Origin of the sequence: Streptomyces angustmyceticus, from assembly GCF_040701845.1 — a bacterium.
Lineage (GTDB): Bacteria > Actinomycetota > Actinomycetes > Streptomycetales > Streptomycetaceae > Streptomyces > Streptomyces angustmyceticus_A.
Genome location: NZ_JBFBHQ010000001.1, coordinates 589,305 through 608,658 on the forward strand (window position 1 = coordinate 589,305; position 19,354 = coordinate 608,658).

General features: G+C 72.0%; 19 protein-coding genes. 10 read left to right on the top strand and 9 right to left on the bottom strand.

The window, feature by feature from the left end; all coding sequences use genetic code 11:
- The first annotated feature begins 98 nt into the window (after positions 1-98).
- A complete protein-coding gene (locus AB0411_RS02500) occupies positions 99-902 on the top strand; it encodes an IclR family transcriptional regulator (protein ID WP_366415317.1) in 804 nt (267 codons plus the stop codon).
- A 145-nt stretch (positions 903-1,047) separates the two neighbouring features.
- On the opposite strand, the gene AB0411_RS02505 is transcribed toward AB0411_RS02500, so the two are convergent.
- Positions 1,048-1,338: a DUF5955 family protein gene (locus AB0411_RS02505; protein WP_366415318.1), complete on the bottom strand. Its 291-nt coding sequence runs from the start codon at positions 1,336-1,338 to the stop codon at positions 1,048-1,050.
- 521 nt (positions 1,339-1,859) lie between these two features.
- Between AB0411_RS02505 and AB0411_RS02510 the strand changes: the two genes are divergently transcribed.
- From AB0411_RS02510 to AB0411_RS02525, 4 genes are all read left to right on the top strand, one after another.
- A complete protein-coding gene (locus tag AB0411_RS02510; protein ID WP_366415319.1) occupies positions 1,860-2,087 on the top strand; it encodes a hypothetical protein in 228 nt (75 codons plus the stop codon).
- Positions 2,088-2,252: 165 nt separating this feature from the next.
- Positions 2,253-2,831 (top strand): nucleotidyltransferase family protein, encoded by a 579-nt coding sequence (locus tag AB0411_RS02515; RefSeq protein WP_366415623.1) that lies wholly within the window; start codon positions 2,253-2,255, stop codon positions 2,829-2,831.
- A gap of 340 nt (positions 2,832-3,171) precedes the next feature.
- Positions 3,172-4,800, top strand: a complete 1,629-nt coding sequence (gene aceB, locus AB0411_RS02520) for a malate synthase A (protein WP_366415320.1) — start codon at positions 3,172-3,174, stop codon at positions 4,798-4,800.
- A gap of 213 nt (positions 4,801-5,013) precedes the next feature.
- Positions 5,014-5,568 carry a TetR/AcrR family transcriptional regulator gene (locus AB0411_RS02525; RefSeq protein WP_366415321.1) on the top strand — a complete coding sequence of 185 codons (555 nt, stop codon included), beginning with the start codon at positions 5,014-5,016 and terminating at the stop codon, positions 5,566-5,568.
- Between the two features lie 146 nt (positions 5,569-5,714).
- Here the strand turns inward: AB0411_RS02525 and AB0411_RS02530 are convergent, their stop codons facing one another.
- From AB0411_RS02530 to AB0411_RS02565, 8 genes are all read right to left on the bottom strand, one after another.
- The gene (locus AB0411_RS02530; RefSeq protein WP_366415322.1) at positions 5,715-7,187 is read right to left on the bottom strand and encodes a nucleobase:cation symporter-2 family protein; all 1,473 of its coding nucleotides are present in this window, start codon (positions 7,185-7,187) and stop codon (positions 5,715-5,717) included.
- A 307-nt stretch (positions 7,188-7,494) separates the two neighbouring features.
- Positions 7,495-8,895 (bottom strand): 8-oxoguanine deaminase, encoded by a 1,401-nt coding sequence (locus AB0411_RS02535; RefSeq protein WP_366415323.1) that lies wholly within the window; start codon positions 8,893-8,895, stop codon positions 7,495-7,497.
- Between the two features lie 42 nt (positions 8,896-8,937).
- Positions 8,938-10,341, bottom strand: coding sequence for a nucleobase:cation symporter-2 family protein (locus AB0411_RS02540; protein WP_366415324.1), 1,404 nt, complete (start codon positions 10,339-10,341; stop codon positions 8,938-8,940).
- An 85-nt stretch (positions 10,342-10,426) separates the two neighbouring features.
- On the bottom strand, positions 10,427-11,374 hold the full coding sequence (pucL, locus tag AB0411_RS02545; protein WP_366415325.1) for a factor-independent urate hydroxylase: 948 nt from the start codon (positions 11,372-11,374) through the stop codon (positions 10,427-10,429).
- 7 nt (positions 11,375-11,381) lie between these two features.
- Positions 11,382-11,789 (bottom strand): hydroxyisourate hydrolase, encoded by a 408-nt coding sequence (gene uraH / locus AB0411_RS02550; protein ID WP_366415326.1) that lies wholly within the window; start codon positions 11,787-11,789, stop codon positions 11,382-11,384.
- Positions 11,786-12,337: a 2-oxo-4-hydroxy-4-carboxy-5-ureidoimidazoline decarboxylase gene (uraD, locus tag AB0411_RS02555; RefSeq protein ID WP_366415327.1), complete on the bottom strand. Its 552-nt coding sequence runs from the start codon at positions 12,335-12,337 to the stop codon at positions 11,786-11,788. The genes uraH and uraD overlap by 4 nt, the downstream gene beginning before the upstream one ends.
- 170 nt (positions 12,338-12,507) lie before the next feature.
- Positions 12,508-12,906: a helix-turn-helix domain-containing protein gene (locus AB0411_RS02560; protein ID WP_366415328.1), complete on the bottom strand. Its 399-nt coding sequence runs from the start codon at positions 12,904-12,906 to the stop codon at positions 12,508-12,510.
- On the bottom strand, positions 12,903-13,172 hold the full coding sequence (locus tag AB0411_RS02565; RefSeq protein WP_366415329.1) for a hypothetical protein: 270 nt from the start codon (positions 13,170-13,172) through the stop codon (positions 12,903-12,905). Before AB0411_RS02565 ends, AB0411_RS02560 begins: the two co-directional genes overlap by 4 nt.
- Positions 13,173-13,308: 136 nt before the next feature.
- On the opposite strand from AB0411_RS02565, the gene AB0411_RS02570 reads away from it, so the two are divergent.
- The 5 genes from AB0411_RS02570 to AB0411_RS02590 all read left to right on the top strand — a co-directional run bounded on the left by AB0411_RS02570 (position 13,309) and on the right by AB0411_RS02590 (position 19,330).
- A complete protein-coding gene (locus AB0411_RS02570) occupies positions 13,309-14,151 on the top strand; it encodes a TIM barrel protein (protein WP_366415330.1) in 843 nt (280 codons plus the stop codon).
- Between the two features lie 121 nt (positions 14,152-14,272).
- Positions 14,273-15,169 carry a 2-hydroxy-3-oxopropionate reductase gene (locus tag AB0411_RS02575; RefSeq protein WP_366415331.1) on the top strand — a complete coding sequence of 299 codons (897 nt, stop codon included), beginning with the start codon at positions 14,273-14,275 and terminating at the stop codon, positions 15,167-15,169.
- 4 nt (positions 15,170-15,173) lie between these two features.
- A complete protein-coding gene (locus AB0411_RS02580; protein WP_366415332.1) occupies positions 15,174-16,409 on the top strand; it encodes a thiamine pyrophosphate-binding protein in 1,236 nt (411 codons plus the stop codon).
- Between the two features lie 222 nt (positions 16,410-16,631).
- Positions 16,632-18,089, top strand: coding sequence for a catalase (locus tag AB0411_RS02585; protein WP_366415624.1), 1,458 nt, complete (start codon positions 16,632-16,634; stop codon positions 18,087-18,089).
- Positions 18,090-18,571: 482 nt separating this feature from the next.
- A complete protein-coding gene (locus AB0411_RS02590) occupies positions 18,572-19,330 on the top strand; it encodes a hypothetical protein (protein ID WP_366415333.1) in 759 nt (252 codons plus the stop codon).
- Positions 19,331-19,354 lie beyond the last annotated feature (24 nt).

A 19,354-nucleotide genomic window follows, 5' to 3' on the forward strand; every position in this document is an offset into this window, starting at 1 on the left:
GTGTGTCAACGTAGGGGGACCGGTAGGCTTCTCCGGTCGGGCCCGGCGCCCGCAAGCCCCGGCCGAGACCGATCGACCCGCCCCGAAAGGAACGCGACGTGCCGCCGTCCAGCGCCAGCACCTCCGCCGCCGAAGCCAAGCCCGCGGGCGCCAGCGGCGGCGTCCAGTCCCTCGAGCGCGCCTTCGACCTGCTGGAGCGGATGGCCGACGCCGGCGGCGAGGTCGGCCTGAGCGAGCTCTCCACCAGCAGCGGGCTGCCGCTGCCCACCATCCACCGCCTGATGCGCACCCTCGTCGCCTGCGGCTACGTCCGGCAGCAGCCCAACCGCCGCTACGCGCTGGGCCCCCGCCTGATCCGGCTGGGCGAGAGCTCCGCGCGGCTGCTGGGCACGTGGGCCCGTCCCTTCCTGGCCCGCCTGGTCGAGGAGACCGGCGAGACCGCCAACATGGCGCTGCTCGACGGCGACGAGATCGTCTACGTCGCCCAGGTGCCGTCGCGGCACGCGGTACGGATGTTCACCGAGGTCGGCCGCCGGGTGCTCCCGCACTCCACCGGCGTCGGCAAGGCCCTGCTGGCCCACCACGCCCCGGAGGAGGTCCGCGCCCTCCTCGGCCGTACGGGCATGCCCGCCGCCACCGACAAGACGATCACCGACCCGGACCGCTTCCTGGAAGCACTCGCCGACGTCCGCCGCCTGGGCTACGCGGTCGACGACAACGAGCAGGAGATCGGCGTCCGCTGCCTCGCGGTACCGGTACCCAACTCCCCCACCTCGGCCGCGATCTCCATCTCCGGCCCGACCGGACGGGTGACCGAAGCCTCGACGGACAAGATCGTCCCGGTGCTGCAGGACGTCGCGGCGCAGCTGTCGGTGGCGTTGGCGAATCAGACGCCGGCGTAAGCGCGGCGGGTTCCTCCCAGGGTCCTACAGGGCGCTTGCCGGCCCGGGTGGCGGTAGGGCTCAGGAGACGGCGCGCGAGGCCCGCCCCCGGACCGCAGGCGGTCCGGGGCGGCGGGCGCGGGCCGGCCCGCCCCCCGCTCGCGGGTCACCAGGAACGCGGCAGCCCGCCGAAGCGGTCGATCCCCTCACGTACCTCCGCCAGCGCCGGCGAGAGCGCGCTCACCGATCCGACCGCCCCGGCGATCAGCAGGAGCGAACGGCGCAGCCGCGGCACCTCCGGCAGCCCGTGGCTCACCATCGCGTCCAGCGCGGCCAGTTCGTCGTCGGCAGCCGTCCGGTCCGGTAACTCCCCCGGGAGTACGGCCAGTTGCCTGCGCATCCGGGCCACCGCCCCGCGCAGCTCCTGGACACGCGGGTCGCCCTGCCCCCCGGTCACTCGTGGGTCCCTCTGCAGCTGTTCCACAACGACGGCGTCCTCCCAAGCCGTTGCCCGTACCGCAATGCGGGACAGTTAACGCCACTCTCCGCTGATCGCGCCACACGGAGAGCGAAAAAACCGGATCACCGAGCGGATCCGCCCTCCCCGACCGAGGCCTGACGCACCTTCGGTCACGGCGCCCCGAAAGGGACCCCCGCCGCCCGTTCCGCACGGCCGGCGCAGGCTCGCGGCAAGGGAAGAGCACCGTCCGGCCATGCGCCGCACCGCGACGACACAGGTGAGCGGTCGTCATACCTGCCCGAAGGGCCGGTTTCGCGACGACCCGTCGGACTCCGCAACGGCCTGGGCTCGGCCGGCTCGCGCGTTACCCGTGCATCGACCTGATGATGCGTCAGCACGTCTGTTCGCCCTGCCACCCTTTGGTGTGGGTGCGTGCGCTCCGAAGCGTATGCCGCGGCACGATGGAGCATTCTCCCTTTCAAGGAAATATCCGGCATATCACTGAATCGGAGAGTGCCATGGAGTCCAACTCCGGCCCCGACACCGGCTCGAACCACCACCGCGACGTCAGCGTCGTGCAACTCATCTGCCGTGCGTACGGACTCTCCGACGCATCGGAGATCACGATGGAGCACATACACCGCTACGTCGACGAGCACCGGCGCGCGGAGGAACGCACACCTCACCTGCACAGCCGGTTCCGCCCGGGCATCCCCCGCCCGCGAGCCTCCGGCGACGCCGCCTGACCCGGCCGCCGCCGCCAACGGGCCGCGGGGCCGCGCGCCATGAGGTATGCAGTCCCCATGGCACCGACGACACCCGGGCAGCCCGGAGAACCGCAAGGACAGCCGCCGCACACCCGGCCCGGCGCCCCCGAGGGAACGCGCGGCACCGGGCGGCCCGAGGGGAGGGTGGCCGGCCTGCTGCTCGCCGCGGGCGGCGGGCGGCGCCTGGGGGGACGACCCAAGGCGCTGCTCGACCACCGGGGACGGCCACTGGTCGAGCACGCCGCACGGGCACTTCGGGACGGCGGCTGCGACCCCGTGCACATCGTGCTGGGGGCGGCCGCCGGTTCCGTACGGGAGCGGGCCGGCCTCTCGGCGTACGACCTCTCGGAGAATCCGGACTGGGCCCAGGGTATGGGCTCCTCGCTCCGGGTGGGCCTCGCCGCGCTGGCCGGCTCGGGGGCGGATGCGGTCGTGGTGTCGCTGGTGGACCAGCCGGGCATCGGCGCCGCGGCGGTGGCGCGGGTGGTGGCGGCGTACGAGGGCCGGGCTTCGCTCGCCTCCGCGGCGTACGACGGCCGCCGCGGCCATCCGGTGCTCTTCGGGGCCGACCGCTGGGCGGACATCGCCGCCACCGCGCAGGGCGACCGCGGTGCGCGCGCCTATCTCCAGCAGCATGCGGACGCCCTCACCCTCGTCGAGTGCGCCGACATCGCCGAGCCGTACGACATCGACACGCCGGAGGACCTCGGCCGGCTGGAGTGAGCGCATCCGGGAGCGGCCCCGTCGGGCATGCCCGCCCGGAGCGGAGGCCCGCGCCGGGCGGGCAACTGGCCCGCGCGGTACGGGAGTAGGGGCGAGAGCGGGGGTAATGGAGAGTGACCGGCGTGGCACCGAGAGCCATTCGATCAAGCCGTCTGTCGACTCGGAGAATCTCGACATCAACAAACCATTGAAGTTCCGCGATAAGGAAACTAGTCTCCACTGGTCAGAAGCGCCCTGAACCCAGACGGCGCCCGCGACCGTATCCCGGAGCCCGCGGCACCCCGTGCCGTCCCAGGCCCCGTGAGGCCGCCAGGCACCGCCGCTGAATGGAGTGACACTCATGTCCGCACCAGCGCCGTCCCCGCTGGCCATCGCCGAAGTCGACCCCGCGCACACCCCCGAACGGCAGGGCGAGGTCCTCACCGACGCCGCGCTGGCGTTCGTCGCCGAGCTGCACCGCCGGTTCACCCCGCGCCGCGACGAGCTGCTCGCCCGCCGGGCCGAGCGCCGCGCGGAGATCGCCCGGACCAGCACGCTGGACTTCCTCCCCGAGACCGCGGAGATCCGGGCGGACGACAGCTGGAAGGTGGCCGAGGCGCCCGCCGCGCTCAACGACCGCCGGGTGGAGATCACCGGTCCCACCGACCGCAAGATGACCATCAACGCGCTCAACTCGGGTGCCAGGGTCTGGCTCGCCGACTTCGAGGACGCCTCCGCCCCGACCTGGGAGAACGTCGTCTCCGGTCAGCTCAACCTGATCGACGCCTACGAGCGCCGGATCGACTTCACCGACGCCGCGTCCGGCAAGTCGTACGCCCTCAAGGACGCCGGGGAGCTCGCCACCGTCGTGATGCGCCCGCGCGGGTGGCACCTCGACGAGCGCCACCTCCAGTTCGAGGGCCGGCCGGTCCCCGGCGCGCTGGTCGACTTCGGCCTCTACTTCTTCCACAACGCCCAGCGCCTGCTGGACCTGGGCAAGGGTCCGTACTTCTACCTGCCGAAGACCGAGTCGTACCTGGAGGCCCGCCTCTGGAACGAGATCTTCGTCTTCGCCCAGGACTATGTCGGCATCCCCCAGGGCACCGTGCGCGCCACCGTGCTCATCGAGACCATCACGGCCGCGTACGAGATGGAGGAGATCCTCTACGAGCTGCGCGACCACGCCTCGGGGCTGAACGCCGGCCGCTGGGACTACCTCTTCTCCATCGTCAAGAACTTCCGTGACGGCGGCGCCAAGTTCGTCCTCCCGGACCGCAACGCGGTCACGATGACCGCCCCGTTCATGCGCGCCTACACCGAACTCCTCGTCCGCACCTGCCACAAGCGCGGTGCGCACGCGATCGGCGGCATGGCGGCCTTCATCCCCAACCGCCGCGACCCCGAGGCCAACGAGCAGGCCCTCGCCAAGGTCAAGAACGACAAGGACCGCGAGGCCGGCGACGGCTTCGACGGCTCCTGGGTCGCCCACCCCGACCTGGTCCCGGTCGCCCGCGCCTCCTTCGACGCGGTCCTCGGCGACAAGCCGCACCAGAAGGACCGCCTCCGCGAGGACGTCGACGTCCGGGCCGCGGATCTGATCGCGATCGACTCGCTGGACGCCAAGCCCACCTACCAGGGCCTGATCGACGCGGTCCAGGTCGGCACCCGCTACATCGAGGCCTGGCTGCGCGGCCTGGGCGCCGTCGCCATCTTCGGCCTCATGGAGGACGCCGCCACCGCCGAGATCTCCCGCTCCCAGATCTGGCAGTGGGTCGACGCGGGGGTCGTCTTCGAGAACGGCGAGAAGGCCACCGCGGAGCTGGTGCGCACGGTCGCCGCGGAGCAGCTGGCCGCCATCCGCGCCGAGGTCGGCGAGGACGCCTTCACCTCCGGTAAGTGGCAGCAGGCCCATGACCTGCTGCTCCGGGTCGCCCTCGACGAGAACTACACGGAGTTCCTGACGCTGCCCGCGTACGAGCTGCTGGGCTGAGGCCCTCGCCCGTCGCGCCCGAGGGGCCGGTGCGTACCGCCGCGCGGTGGTGCGTACCGGCCCTTCGCCGTCCCGGGCCCCGGCGGACCGGCAGGTCGCGCCGCGGTCCGCCGGGAAGGCCACCTCCGTGATCAGCGTGCGCCGCGGAGCCCGCTTATAGTGACGGACACTACAAACGTAGTGAGAAGCAACTCGGCACGAAGGACACTCAGGGTGGCACGACGACGGGAGCAGGTGCTGGACGCGGGCATCCAGGTCCTGGGCAGCGCGGGGGCACGGGGGCTGACCTACCAGGCCGTGGATGCCGCGGCAGGGGTCCCGCCGGGCACCACCTCCAACTGCTTCCGCAACCGGACGGCCCTGATCGACGGCATCGTCGACCACCTCCAGGCCCTGGAGCACCGCGACTGGGAGGCCTTCGCCACGGCGGCCGACCCGGCCGACGCCGGCGAACTCGCCGATGCCGTCACCCAGTTCCTCCGGTACGCGACCGGCCCGGAGCGGGCCAGGACCGCCGCCCGCTTCGCGCTCTACCTGGAATCCTGGGCCCGCCCCGAGCTCCGCCCCGCACTCACCCGCAGCCGCGAGACCGTCGTCGGCTGGGGAGCGGAGTGGCTGCGGCGCATCGGCTCGCCGGCGCCGCGGCGGCACTGCGCGATCCTCTGCGACTACCTGGACGGCGTCGCCTTCCGCCAACTCGCCTTCCCCGCGGAGGACTTCGATCCGGGACCGGGCCTGCGGGAACTCCTGGGCGGGCTGCTGGACTGAGGGCCCACCGGACCACCGTCCGCGCCGCCCTGCGCCTCGCGCTGCCCGCCGTGCCGGCCATCGCGGTCGCGGCCCCCCCGGAACGCCCCACGGCCCCCAGGAGAGCTGCGGATGCCGCTCCCTGGGGGCCGTGGGGCGCTGCGGCGTCAGTGGGCGGTGACCGCCGGAGCCTCGTCGGCGCCGTCCGCGCTGCCGGAGGCGGGCGGCTGCGCGATCCCCGGGTCGACCGGGCCGGCGGCGGCCGGGCCCCCCGCCGGGTCCCCCTCGGTGTCCCCGTCCCCCGCCTGCTTGCCGAGGTGGTTGAAGGCGAGGTTGAGCACGAGGGCGACCAGGGCGCCGGTGCTGATCCCGGAGTCCAGGACGACCAGCAGGTCCTTGGGGAGGTGGTGGTAGAAGTCCGGCGCGGCGATCGGGATCAGACCGATGCCGACGGCCGCCGCGACGATCAGGGCGTTGTCGCCCTTCTCCATCGCGGCGGAGGCCAGGGTCTGGATGCCGCTGGCGGCCACCGACCCGAAGAGCACGATGCCGGCGCCGCCGAGGACCGGCAGCGGGACCAGCGAGATGACCGAGGCGGCCACCGGGCACAGACCCAGCACGACCAGGATCAGGCCGCTGGTGGCCACGACGAAGCGGCTGCGCACCTTGGTCATCGCGACCAGGCCGATGTTCTGCGCGAAGGCGCTGTTGGCGAAGCCGTTGAACAGCGGGCTGAGGGCGCTGCCGAGGGTGTCGGCGCGCAGTCCGCCCTCGATGGTGCGCTCGTCCGCCGGGCGGTCGACGATCCTGCCGAGGGCGAGCATGTCGGCCGTCGACTCGGTCATACAGACCAGCATCACGATGCACATGCTGACGATGGCGGCGAGGTCGAACTGCGGGGCGCCGAAGTGGAAGGGCGTCGGGAAGCCGATCAAGGAGGCCTGGGAGAGCGCGGAGAAGTGGGTGATGCCGACGGGTATCGCGATCAGGGTGCCGGCGATCAGGCCGAGCAGGATCGCGATCTGCTGGAGGAAGCCGCGCAGCACCCGGCGCAGCACCAGCACGATCAGGAAGGTCAGCGCGGCCATGCCGATGTTCGTCAGCGAACCGTAGTCCGGGGCCCGGTCGTTGCCGCCCTGGGACCAGTTGAAGGCCACCGGCAGCAGCGAGACACCGATCAGGGTGATGACGGTGCCGGTGACCACCGGCGGGAAGAACCGTACGAGCTTGGAGAAGTAGGGGGCGAGGAGGAATCCCAGCAGACCGGCGACGATCACCGCGCCGAAGATGATCGGCAGTGCGTCGGCGGGGCTGTGCGCCTTGCCGATGGCGACCATCGGTGTGACGCCGGCGAACGAGACGCCGTTGACGAAGGGCAGCTTGGCGCCGACCTTCCAGAAGCCCAGCGTCTGCAGCAGCGTCGCGATGCCGGCGGTGAAGAGGCTGGCTCCCATCAGGAACGCGGTCTCGGTGGCGCTCAGCCCGCAGGCCGGCCCCACGATCATCGGCGGGGCCACCACTCCCGCGTACATCGCGGCCACGTGCTGGAGGCCGCTGGTGAACATCTTGAAGGGCGGGAGGGTCTGGTCGACCGGATGCTTCCGGTCCCCCTCCGACTTCTGCCCGGTGATTGCGGCCACTGCGGGCCTCCTTCGTTTTCTGCGTCGCCGGGGCCGGCGAGGCGAGGCTGTCACGGAGGGCTTGCCATGTGGTGCGTGGTGCAAGAAGTTGCCTGGTGAGCGAGGGTGCGGCAGGGGCGCTCGTGGCGCGCGGGGACGGCGGTGGGGCCGGCCGGCCCGGGGTGGGAGCCGACCGGCCCGGGGGTACGAGAAGCTCCCGCACCCCCGGGTCCGGCGCTTGTGGATCCCGCTCGGATCCACAAGCCCGGCCGGGAGCCGTCCCTCCCGGCCGAGTTCAGGTGGCGTCGGCCGCGGCCGCGCCGAGGGGTCAGCCCTCGGCGGCGATCCGGGCCAGACGCTGCGCCTCGGCCCGCGCGGTGCGGGCGACGGCGTCCTCGTCGACGTTGCTGAGGTGGTTGTCCTCGACGACCGGCCGGCCGCCGACGAGGGAGAGGGTGACCGGCGCTGCCGGGCCGAAGACCAGGGCGGTGACCGGGTCGGCGATGGAGGAGTGGCCGAGGCCGTCCAGCTTCCACAGCACCAGGTCGGCGAGCTTGCCGGCCTCCAGCGAACCGATCTCGGCGGTCCGGCCGAGGACCTGGGCGCCGCCGTAGGTGCCCAGCCGCAGCGCCTTGCGGGCGTTCAGCGCGGCCTCCCGGTGGGCGCCGAGACGGTTGATCAGCAGGGCGTTGCGCAGCTCGGTGTGGAGTTCACCGGACTCGTTGGAGGCGGTGCCGTCGACGCCGAGGCCGACCGGGACGCCGGCCGCGAGCATGTCGGGGACACGGGCGATCCCGGCCGCGAGGCGGGCGTTGGAGGACGGGCAGTGCGCGACGCCGGTGCCGGTGCGGGCGAAGGCGGCGATGTCGGAGTCGTTCATGTGGACGCAGTGCGCCATCCACACGTCGTCGCCGAGCCAGCCGGTGGACTCGAAGTAGTCCGTCGGGCCCATGCCGAACAGCTCGTGGCAGAACTTCTCCTCCTCCACGGTCTCCGAGCCGTGGGTGTGCATCCGGACGCCCTTGCGGCGGGCCAACTCGGCTCCCTGCCGCATGAGTTCGGTGGACACGGAGAACGGCGAGCAGGGCGCGGCGGCGATGTGCACCATCGAGCCGAAGGAGGCGTCGTGGTGGGCGTCGATGGCCTCCTCGGTCGCGAGCAGGGCGCCCTCGGTGGTCTCGACGGCGAAGTCCGGGGGCAGCCCGCCGTCCTTCTCGCTGCGGTCCATGGACCCGCGGGCCAGGGTGATCCGGGCGCCGATCCCGGCGGCGGCCGCGAGCTCGGCGGCGACGAGGTCGCCGGAGCCCTGCGGGAAGACGTAGTGGTGGTCGGAGGCGGTGGTGACGCCGCCCTTGACCATCATGCCCAGCGAGCCCTGGGTGGCCGCGGCGAGCATCGGGGCGTCGATCCGGGCCCACGTCGGGTAGAGCGCGACCAGCCAGTTGAACAGGTTGTGGTCGGTGGCGAGGCCCCGGGTGATCCACTGGTAGAAGTGGTGGTGGGTGTTGATCAGGCCGGGGGTGACCAGGTGCCCGGTGCCGTCGATCCGGCGGACGACACCCGCCAGGCCCTCGGGTGCCTTGCCGGCGCCGACCGACTCGATGACGTTCCCGGCGACGACGACGTGGCCGGTGGCGTACTCGGTGTCGTGGACGTCGACCGTCGCGATGGCGCAGTTCTCGATGACGAGGCGCTCGATCGCGCCGTCAGGGGATGCCGAGGCAGCCATGGTGCTCCTACTTTCGGTTCCGGCGGTGGGCACGGCATGGCCCTACGGGATTTGAGTGCCGGAGCCGGGCGAGGCGGCTGACAGTACCGCTGCCCGTGGGGTGCTCCGGGTGCCGAGGTGATGGAAGAACAGGTTGAGCAGCACCGCGACCAGGGCGCCGGCGCTGATCCCCGAGCCGAGCACGGTCTGCGCCCAGGCGGGGAAGTCGTCGTAGAAGCCCGGTGCGGCGAGCGGAACGAGGCCGGCGCCGAGGGAGACGGCCACCAGGATGATGTGGGAGCTCTCGTCGAGACCGGCCTCGGCGAGCGTACGGATGCCGCTGACCGCGATCGATCCGAACAGCACGATGCCCGCGCCGCCGAGGACCGGCATCGGCACCAGTGAGACCACCGCGCCGAGGACGGGGAAGGCGCCGAGGACCAGCAGCGTGGCGCCGGCCAGCGCGACGACGTACCGGCTGCGCACCCGGGTCAGCGAGACCACGCCGACGTTCTGGGCGAAGGCGCTGGTCGGGAAGCCGCCGAAGACGGGGCCGAGCAGGGTGGCCAGGCCGTCGGTGCGCAGTCCCCGGGTGAGGGTGGCGCCGGTGGCCGGCCGGTCGCAGATCTCGCCGAGCGCCAGCATGCCGGCCGACGACTCCGTCATCAGCACGAGCATCACGATGCACAGCGAGAGGATCGCCGCGGGCTGGAACTCGGGGGCGCCGAAGGCGAACGGGGTGGGCAGCGCGGCGACCGGGGCCGTGCGCAGAGCGCCGAAGTCCGCCATCCCGAAGGGGATCGCGGCGAGCGTGCCGACGACCAGGCCGACCAGCAGCGCGATCTGCTGGAGGAACCCGCGGGCGAAGCGCTGGACGAGCAGGATCACCACGAGGGTGAAGGCGGCGAGCGCCAGGTGCCTCATGGCGCCGAAGTCCGCGGCCCGTGCGTCGCCGCCCTGCGCCCAGCCGACCGGCACGGGCATCAGGGTGACCCCGATGAGGGTGATGACGACGCCGGTGACGAGCGGCGGGAAGAAGCGCAGCAGTCTGCCGAAAAACGGTCCGACGGCGAGGCAGAAGACCCCGGCGACCATCACCGCCCCGTAGATCGCGGGGAGTTGGTGGCCCTTGGCGGTGGTCTCGGCGATGGCCAGCATCGGCGTGATGCCGGCGGAGCTGGCCGCGTTGACGAACGGCAGGCGGTTGCCGGCGAACCGGCGGACACCGAGCGTCTGCAGGAGGGTGGCGAGGCCGGCGATGAGCAGACCGGCGGCGATCAGCCGGGTCCGGCCCGCGGTGTCCAGGCCGACGGCCTGGCCGATGATGAGCGGAGGGGTGACGACACCGGCGTACATGGCGGCGATGTGCTGGAGCGCGGCCGGGACGAGCCGCCTGACGGCCGGCTTCTCGTCCACCGGGTGGACCGGTGGCGCGGGGTGGTGCGGGGTGTGCGTGTGCTGTGCCATGGGTCGTTCCCCTCGGGTTTCGCGCGCCCCTCCCCGCTGCGGAACGGGGAGGGGGACGCGAGGCACGGCGTTGCGTCGGAGCCGCTCAGAGGTTCGTCAGATCCACCGGGATCCCGGGCTCGACACCGTCGCGCAGAACAGTGGCTTCGATCAGGCCGTACGGGCGGTCGGCCGCGTAGTACACCTCGTTGTCGTTCTTGAGCCCGAACGGCTCGAGGTCCACGAGGAAGTGGTGCTTGTTCGGGAGCGAGAAGCGGATCTCGTCGATCTCGGAACGGTTGTTGATCACGCGCGACCCCATTTGGTACAGGGTCTGCTGGAGCGAGAGGCTGTAGGTCTCCGCGAAGGCCTGCAGGATGTGCTTTTTGACCTGCTCGTACGAGCGCTCCCAGTTCGGCATCCGCTGCTCGTCGTCGGTCCAGTTGAACCGCCAGCGGCCGGACACCTCGGTGGCCAGGATGCGGTCGTAGGCCTCCTTCAGGGTCGTGTACTGGTCCTTGATGTAGCCCCAGAACTCCGAGTTGGTGGAGTTCATCACCACCAGGTCCTTCAAGCCGGAGATGACCTGCCACCGCTCACCGTCGTAGGTGATCTCGGTCAGGCGGGTCTCCTGGCCCTTGCGGACGAAGGAGTGCTGGACCTCGTCGGCCCCGATGAAGCGGGAGTTGGCGTCGGAGGTGGCGATCCGCTCCCAGGAGTACTCCTCGATCCGGATGCGGGCCCGGTGGATCGGCTCCTGGCTGGTGACGAAGTGCCGGGCCAGGTGGATGCCGAACTGCTCGGCCGACTCGATCCCGTGCTCCTTGGCGAAGGCGTACACGGTGTTCTTGGTGGTGTCGGTGGGCAGGCAGTGGGCGTTGGAGCCGGAGAGGTGGACCTCTTCCAGGTCGCCGGAGAGGGAGACCGAGACGTTCAGGTCCTTGATGTGGTGCGTGTCGCCGTCGCGGGTGATCTTGACGACGCGGTTCTCCGCTTTGCCGTACTGGTTCTGGCCGAGAATCACCGGGCGGGCCGGGCGGGAATGGGCAGTCATGTCGGTGCTAGCTCCCTCGGTATACGGAGTAGCCGAACGGGTTGAGCAGCAGCGGTACGTGATAGTGCTCGCCCGGCGTGACGGCAAAGGTGATCGCCACTTCCGGGAAGAATGCTCCGCTGTCCCTTACGCGGGGGGCGTCCTGCTGTTCCTCGGCTTGCTGGGTTGCCTTGTGATGGACGAAGTAGTCCTCGACGGCGAAGTCGAGGCGCACGTGGGTGGTGCCTTCCGGCAGGGCCGGCAGATCCTTGCAGCGTCCGTCCGCGTCGGTGGAGGACGCGCCGTGGGCGCTCCAGGCACCGTCGCCTCCGGAGCGCACCGAGAGCGTGAGGGCGACGCCCTCCGCGGGGCGGCCCACGCTGGTGTCCAGGATGTGCGTGGACACCGACGTTCGTGCGGCCGTCTCGCTGCTCATGCGTCGTCTCCTTCTGCGTGCTCCGCGATACGGGTCAGGCGGATGCGGTTGATCTTGCCGAGCTCCCCGCGAACGATCTCTCGTTCTTGTTGCGGCGTGTTGTCGATCCGGTGACGGATCGCGTCGCGCATCTGCTCGCCGGTACGGCCGGAGGCGCAGATCAGGAAGACATGCCCGAACTTCTCCTGGTAGGCCAGGTTGAGTTCGAGCATCTCCGCCCTGAGCGCGTCGGAGGCGCCGGCCATCCCGCTCTGTTCGCGGTGCGAGGTGGCATCGCCCGGCTTCGGCCGGCCGATCGGCGGGTGCCCCGCCATCGCCTCGGCCAGGTCCTCGGCGCTCAGCTCGGCCATGGCGGCGTCGCTGGCGGCGAACAGGGCGTCGGCGGTGGCGTAGGGGCGCTGCGCAAGGAGCTTGCTCCCCCATGCCCGGCTGGCACACACCTCGTGCAGTGCGGCCAGGGCCGTACCGTCGTCGGCGGTGTTGAACCGGGTGAGCCCCGGCGTGCGCTCGGGGGTGTCCCCCGTCGAGCGCGGTGAACTCGAAGACACGGGAAGCCTCCGTGGCCTGGTGCTGGACAGCTCTCTTTGGCTGGAAACAGCTAAGACCCCCGGCAACATCACGTCAACACTTTGTTGAAAACTCGGCGACACGAAGCCGCCGTCCGGGTGACGTGCACGACCGTTTCACCGGGGCGCCGCCCGGCGCCGCACCCGGCCGCCTACGGGCCCTCCACCTGCGCGTTCCCGTCCTTCGCCGCGTTCTCGCGATTCAGGTAGTTGTACACGGTGAACCTGCTGACGCCGAGGGCGCCCGCGACCGTCTCGACGCCGTGCCGGACCGAGAAGGCGCCGCGGGACTCCAGGATCCGCACCACCGACTGCTTGGTCTTGCGGTCCAGCTCGGCGAGCGGCATGCCGTGCCGGCGCTGGAGCTCGGCGAGGATGTGGTCGAGCGAGTCCGACAGATGCGGGAGCCGTACGGCCACCCGCTCGTACCCCTCCCAGGTCAGCACGACATCGTCGCCCCGGGCCTGGTCCGGCGCGACCATCTGTCCGCCCATCGCGTCGATCAACGGCTTGACCGCCTGCACGAACGGGTGGTCGGCGGGCTCCGTCACGTCGCCTCCCCCTCGCCCCGCCCGGCTTCCCGGATCACATTGACCTGCAGGGAGACCCGGGTGGCGCCCGCCTGCAGCGATTCGCGCAGCAGGGCGGTCACGGCGCCCAGCACCTGCTCGGCGTCGCCCTCGGCCGTGTTGCCGAACGGCCCGACGTCGACGGCGTCCAGGGCGGCGCCGGTGACGACGTCCCGCGCCACCACCGCATGCGCCGGCGCCTCGTCCAGGTCGAACGGCTCCGTCGTGAACTCCACTCTCAATCGCACGCCGCTCAACCTACGCGCGGTTCGGCCCGGCCACCAGAAATTGCTTCGGGGCCCCCTTGACAGCCTCCGAGCCCGGCAGGCAGTGTTCCAGTAAGCAGAAAAACAGTTCCACTATCCGGAAGGGGCGCCGGGCCTGATGGGTTTCACGGACACGCGCTTCAACGTCAATCTGTCGATTCTGTTCACCGAGCTTCCGTTGCTGGAGCGGCCGGCGGCCGCGCGGGCGGCGGGGTTCACGGCGGTGGAGCTGTGGTGGCCGTGGGTGGACGCCCCGGTACCCGAGCAGGCGGAGCTGGCGGCGCTGCGCGCGGCGCTGAACGATGCCGGGACACAGCTGGTGGGGCTGAACTTCTACGCCGGCCGGCTGCCCGGACCCGACCGCGGCGCGCTGTCGGTGCCGGGCGAGGAGTCGGAGAAGTTCCGCGCGAACGTGCCGGTGGCGGTGGAGTTCGGCCGCTCGCTGGGCTGCACGTCCTTCAACGCCCTCTACGGCAACCGGGTCGAGGGGGTGCCGGCCGCCGAGCAGGACGCGCTGGCGCTGGAGAACCTGGCCTTCGCCGCCCGTGCGGTCGCGGAGGTCGGCGGGACGCTGCTGATCGAGGCGCTCAACGCACCCGAGTCCCCGAACTGCCCCATCGTCAGCGCGCCGAAGGCGATCGAGGTGGTGGACGCGGTGAACGCGGCCACCGGCCTGGACAACGCCCGCTTCCTGATGGACCTCTACCACCTGTCCATGAACGGCGAGGACCTGGACGAGGTCATCGACCGCTACACACCCAAGACGGCGCATGTGCAGATCGCCGACAACCCCGGCCGCGGCGCCCCCGGCACCGGCTCGCTGGACCTCGCCGCCCTGCTGGCCCGGCTGACGAAGGCCGGTTACGACGGCTGGACCGGCCTGGAGTACAAGCCCGGCGACGGACCGAGCGCCGGCGCCTTCGCCTGGCTCCCCGCACCCCTGCGCGCCGCCCGCACCTGACCCGGCACCTCGCCGGGCCGCCGTGGCGCACCGCAGCGCGGCCCGGCGCACTCCCGAACGAGCACCCCGGCGGCCCGCCCCCGCCGCCGACGCAGCACCGCATGGAAAGAAAGGCACCCCGATGAGCAATCTGCCCAAGATCGCATGGATCGGTCTCGGCATCATGGGCTCCCCCATGGCCGAGAACCTGATCAAGGCCGGCTACCCCGTCACCGGCTACACCCTGGAGACCGACAAGCTCGAACGCCTCGCGGCGGCCGGCGGAACGGCGGCCGCCTCGATCGCCGAGGCCGTCGCCGACGCCGATGTCGTCATCACCATGGTCCCCGCCTCCCCCCAGGTCGAGGCCATCGCCTACGGCCCCGACGGCATCCTCGCCCACGCCCGCCCGGGCACCCTGTTGATCGACATGTCCTCGATCACGCCCCAGACCTCCATCGACCTCGCCCGGGCCGCGGCCGACAAGGGCGTCCGCGTCCTGGACGCCCCGGTCTCCGGCGGCGAGGCCGGCGCCGTCGAAGCCGTCCTGTCCATCATGGTCGGCGGCGACCAGGCCGACTTCGACGCGGCCCGCCCCCTCTTCGAGGCCCTCGGCAAGACCATCGTGCGCTGCGGCCCGCACGGCTCCGGCCAGACCGTCAAGGCCGCCAACCAGCTCATCGTCGCCGTCAACATCCAGGCCTGCGCCGAAGCCGTCGTCTTCCTGGAGAAGTCCGGCGTCGACCTCCATGCCGCCCTCGACGTCCTGAACGGCGGCCTGGCCGGTTCCACCGTCCTGGCCCGCAAGAAGGACAACTTCGCCCAGCGCGACTTCCGGCCCGGCTTCCGCATCGACCTCCACCACAAGGACATGGGCATCGTCACCGACGCCGCCCGCACCGTCGGTGCCGCCCTCCCCGTCGGCAGCCTCGTGGCCAGCCTCGTCGCCTCCCTGCGCGCCCAGGGCGACGGCGGCCTCGACCACTCCGCCCTCCTGCGCGGCGTCGAACGCCTCTCCGGACACACCGCCGGAAACTGAGTCCATGGCGGCGCAGCGGATTCCCGCCGTACGAGCGGCCGTCCAGGTCATGAAGGACGAGGGCGTCGAGATCGCCTTCGGCTGCCCCGGCGCCGCCCTGCTCCCCCTCTGCACGGCCATGGCGGAGGCCGGCGGCATCGAACGGCTGCCGGCCCGCCACGCGGAGGGCGCCCTGCACATGGCGTACGGCTGGGCCCGTACGAGCGGACGGCCCGGTGTCGCCGCGGCGGCCGCGGGCCCGGGCGCGACGCGCCTGCTCGCCGGGCTGTACGCGGCGCAGCAGGACGCGGTACCGCTGGTGTGCCTCACCGGCCGGGAGGCGGCCGGTGAGCTCCGGACCACCGGCCCGCTGCGCGCCTCCGGGCCGCCGGACCTGGCCCGGCTGGCCGGCCCGGTCACCAAACGCGCCGAGCGGATCGAGGATCCGGCGCGGATCCCGGGCGCCTTTCGCGAGGCGTTCCGGATCGCGCGGGAGGGCCGCCCCGGCCCGGTCCTGATCGACATCCCGGCCGACCTGGCCGCGGCGGACATCGCGGACGGGAGCGGGTCCGGCCGCGCCGACCGGACGCCACAGGCCGCACCGGTACGCGGGCGGGCGGAGCCACCGCCCGCCCCGGCGGACCGGACCGGCCCCACCCGCTCCGGTGGCCCGGGCGCCCCGGCTCCCTGGCCCCTGACGGAGATCGCCGGGATGTTCACGGAGGGGACGCCGGACACCCACCTCGTCGGCGGCGCGGTGGGCATCCGGGCCTCCGCCGCGGGACCCGGTGGCGGCCGGTTGCACCACCACCACGGGCCGCCCGGCTGGGAGGTACCGGCCGCGATCGGCGTCCGCAAGGCCCTGGACCTGCGGGGCGAGCCGGACGCGGAGGTTCTCGTGGCCGTCGACGGCGAGGAATTCCCGTTCCTCGCCGAGGAGTTGGCGTCGGCGGTGCGCCACGAGGTGCCCTTCGTGCTGGTCATGCACCGGCCCGGCCACGGCCGGCGCCAGGACCGCTGCGCTCCCGACGAGCACCTCACGGACCACGTGAAGCTCGTGGAGGCGTACGGCTGCGCGGGCCGGGACGTGGTCGAACCGGCGGAGCTCCGCTCGGCGGTCGAGTGGGCCCGGAAGGAGGCCGTCTCCACCCGGCGGCCGGTCCTCGTGGACGTCCGGACCGGGCCCGCGGGACGTCCGCCCGGCGGTGCGGCCGGCGGCCCGGTGCACGAGCACACCCACGGGACGCGCAACACGCCCTAGCCCGGTCACACCCCGGACCAGGGCCCCAGACTTCCGGGCGGCGGCCGCGCCGACACTTGTCCTGTCGCGCCCAGGCGCGGCCGCCGCCCGGAATCCCTCCGGATACCTCCCCGCTTTGTTTCAACAAACTGTTGACGTTTGGTCGTAGCGCTTCTTACGCTCCGACACGCGGAAGCCAACTTCCGCGCTCTCGTACGGAAGGTCACCATGTCGAAGCCCACGCTGACGGCGCGCTTTCTCACTACGGAGGCTGGCGCCCCCGTCGCCGACAACCAGAACTCCGCCACCGCCGGCGTCGGCGGCCCGATCATCCTCCAGGACCAGCACCTGCTGGAGAAGCTCGCCCGCTTCAACCGCGAGCGCATCCCGGAGCGCGTCGTGCACGCCCGTGGCTCCGGCGCGTACGGCTACTTCGAGGTGACCGACGACGTCACGGGCTTCACCCGCGCCGACTTCCTCGGCGCCGTCGGCAAGCGCACCGAGACGTTCATCCGCTTCTCGACCGTCGCCGACAGCCTCGGCGGCCCGGACGCGGCCCGTGACCCGCGTGGCTTCGCGCTGAAGTTCTACACCGAAGAGGGCAACTACGACCTCGTCGGCAACAACACCCCGGTGTTCTTCATCAAGGACCCGATCAAGTTCCCCGACTTCATCCACTCCCAGAAGCGCGACCCCTTCACGGGCAAGCAGGAGCCGGACAACGTCTGGGACTTCTGGGCGCACTCCCCCGAGGCGACCCACCAGGTCACCTGGCTCATGGGCGACCGCGGCATCCCGGCCTCCTACCGCCACATGAACGGCTACGGCTCGCACACCTACCAGTGGACGAACGCCGAGGGCGAGGCCTTCTTCGTCAAGTACCACTTCAAGACCAACCAGGGCATCCGCTGCCTGGACGCCGCGCAGGGCGCCGAGCTGTCCGGCACGGACCCCAACAGCCACCAGACCGATCTGCTCCAGTCCATCGAGCGGGGCGTCTACCCCTCCTGGACGCTGTACGTGCAGATCATGCCGGCGGCCGAGGCGGCGAACTACCGCTTCAACCCGTTCGACCTGACGAAGGTGTGGCCGCACGCGGACTACCCGCTGCAGCGCGTCGGCCGCCTGGTCCTGGACCGCAACCCCGACAACGTCTTCGCCGAGGTCGAGCAGTCGGCCTTCTCCCCGAACAACTTCGTGCCCGGCATCGGCCCGTCCCCGGACAAGATGCTCCAGGGCCGGCTGTTCGCCTACGCCGACGCGCACCGCTACCGCCTGGGCGTCAACCACACCCAGCTGCCGGTGAACGCCCCCAAGGCGACCGAGGCCCACAACTACGGCCGGGACGGCCTGATGGCAACCCACCGCTACGACCGGCACGCCAAGAACTACGAGCCGAACTCCTACGGCGGCCCGGTGCAGACCGACGAGGCCCTCTCCGCCCCGTTCGCCGTCTCCGGCCACACCGGCACCCACGAGGCCCCGGCGCACACCAAGGACGACGACTTCTTCCAGGCCGGTGAGCTCTACCGCCTGATGTCGCAGGACGAGAAGACCCGTCTGGTGAACAACATCGCCGGTGGCCTCTCCCAGGTCGGCCGGGACGACGTGATCGAGAAGAACCTGGCCCACTTCCACGCCGCCGACCCGGACTACGGCGCCCGTGTCGAAGCCAGGGTCCGTGAGCTGCGCGAGGACTGACGGGAGGTCGGCACCCTCGCGCATCCGTACCGGCCGGCCTGTTTGAGGGGTGGCCGGCCGGTACGGAGCGGCAGCGCGAGCTCCGCGGTACACCGGGAGGACCAGTGCGGTGGCCGTGCCCGCCCGACAGACAGGGCGGGCCTCTCCCCCACCGCGGAGCCCGCCTGCTCCCCTTTCACCCACAGACTCCGTCCGGCGGCGCGATGTCCTGTCGCGCCCGATTCTCGCGCCGTCGGACGGGAACCACAGCAGGCCCGGAATCCGTACGGTCACGGATTCCGGGCCTGGTGCGTGGCGCGCCCGCCCTCACCGACGGCCCCTGCGCTCCGCGATGCGCTCCCCCCGTGCGCCGTGACTCCCCCTCGGTCCTTCCCCACCTGCGGCTCTCCTCGTAAATCACCCCCCTGCGACCGGTTTTGGAGAGACCATGGGGAGAGCAGCAGATCCGACCTGTCTGCCGCCCGACCTGCCAGGAGCCGACGATGGCCGACAGCGTGCCGGTGCGGTGCCCCACGTGCCGCCGTGAGAACGCCTTCACCCCGCCCACGTTCCCGTGCGCGTGCGGTGCCCCGCTGACCCTGCCCGTGCTGCGCGGCGGGGTGCCCGTCGAGATACTCCACCGCACCTGGCAGGCCTCCTGGGTGGAGGTGCGCTGCGAGGTCTGCGGACGGCAGGACGAGTGGCCGGCACCGGAGTCCGGCTGCGCCTGCGGCACGGTCGTACGGATCCCCGTAGCCCCCGCGCCACCCCAACCACCCCCGAATTTCCCCTCATCCGGCCGTCCAGCCGCCCCGAACCCTGCCGCGGCGGCCTCCCCCTCCCCGACCGCAGAGACTTCCCACGCGTCCCTGCGCCCGGCGTTCCGCCCGGTCACCATCCGTACGGCCCGCGACTGCGTCACCGCCGCCGAGCAGTACCTGAAGTGGCTGGGCTACGCCGATGTCGCACGGACCAAGGAGCGCACGGCCTCCGGCGTGGACCTCCGCGGCACGGGCGTGGTCGCCCAGGTCGACCCGACCACCCGCGCCACCCAGCTGCGCGAGATCGAATGCCTCTGGCTCAACGGCCTCAACGACTCGGCCATAGCGGTCTTCTTCTCCCTCGCCGGCTACGCCCGCGACGCCCGCTCCCGCGCCGACGAACTGCACCTCCCCCTGTTCGTCATGGACCTCACGGGCACCCCGCAACCGGTCAACGACCCGGCCGACGAACTGATCAAGTACGGGGCGGCGGGGCGGTGATGCCGCCACACCCCGACACCGCCA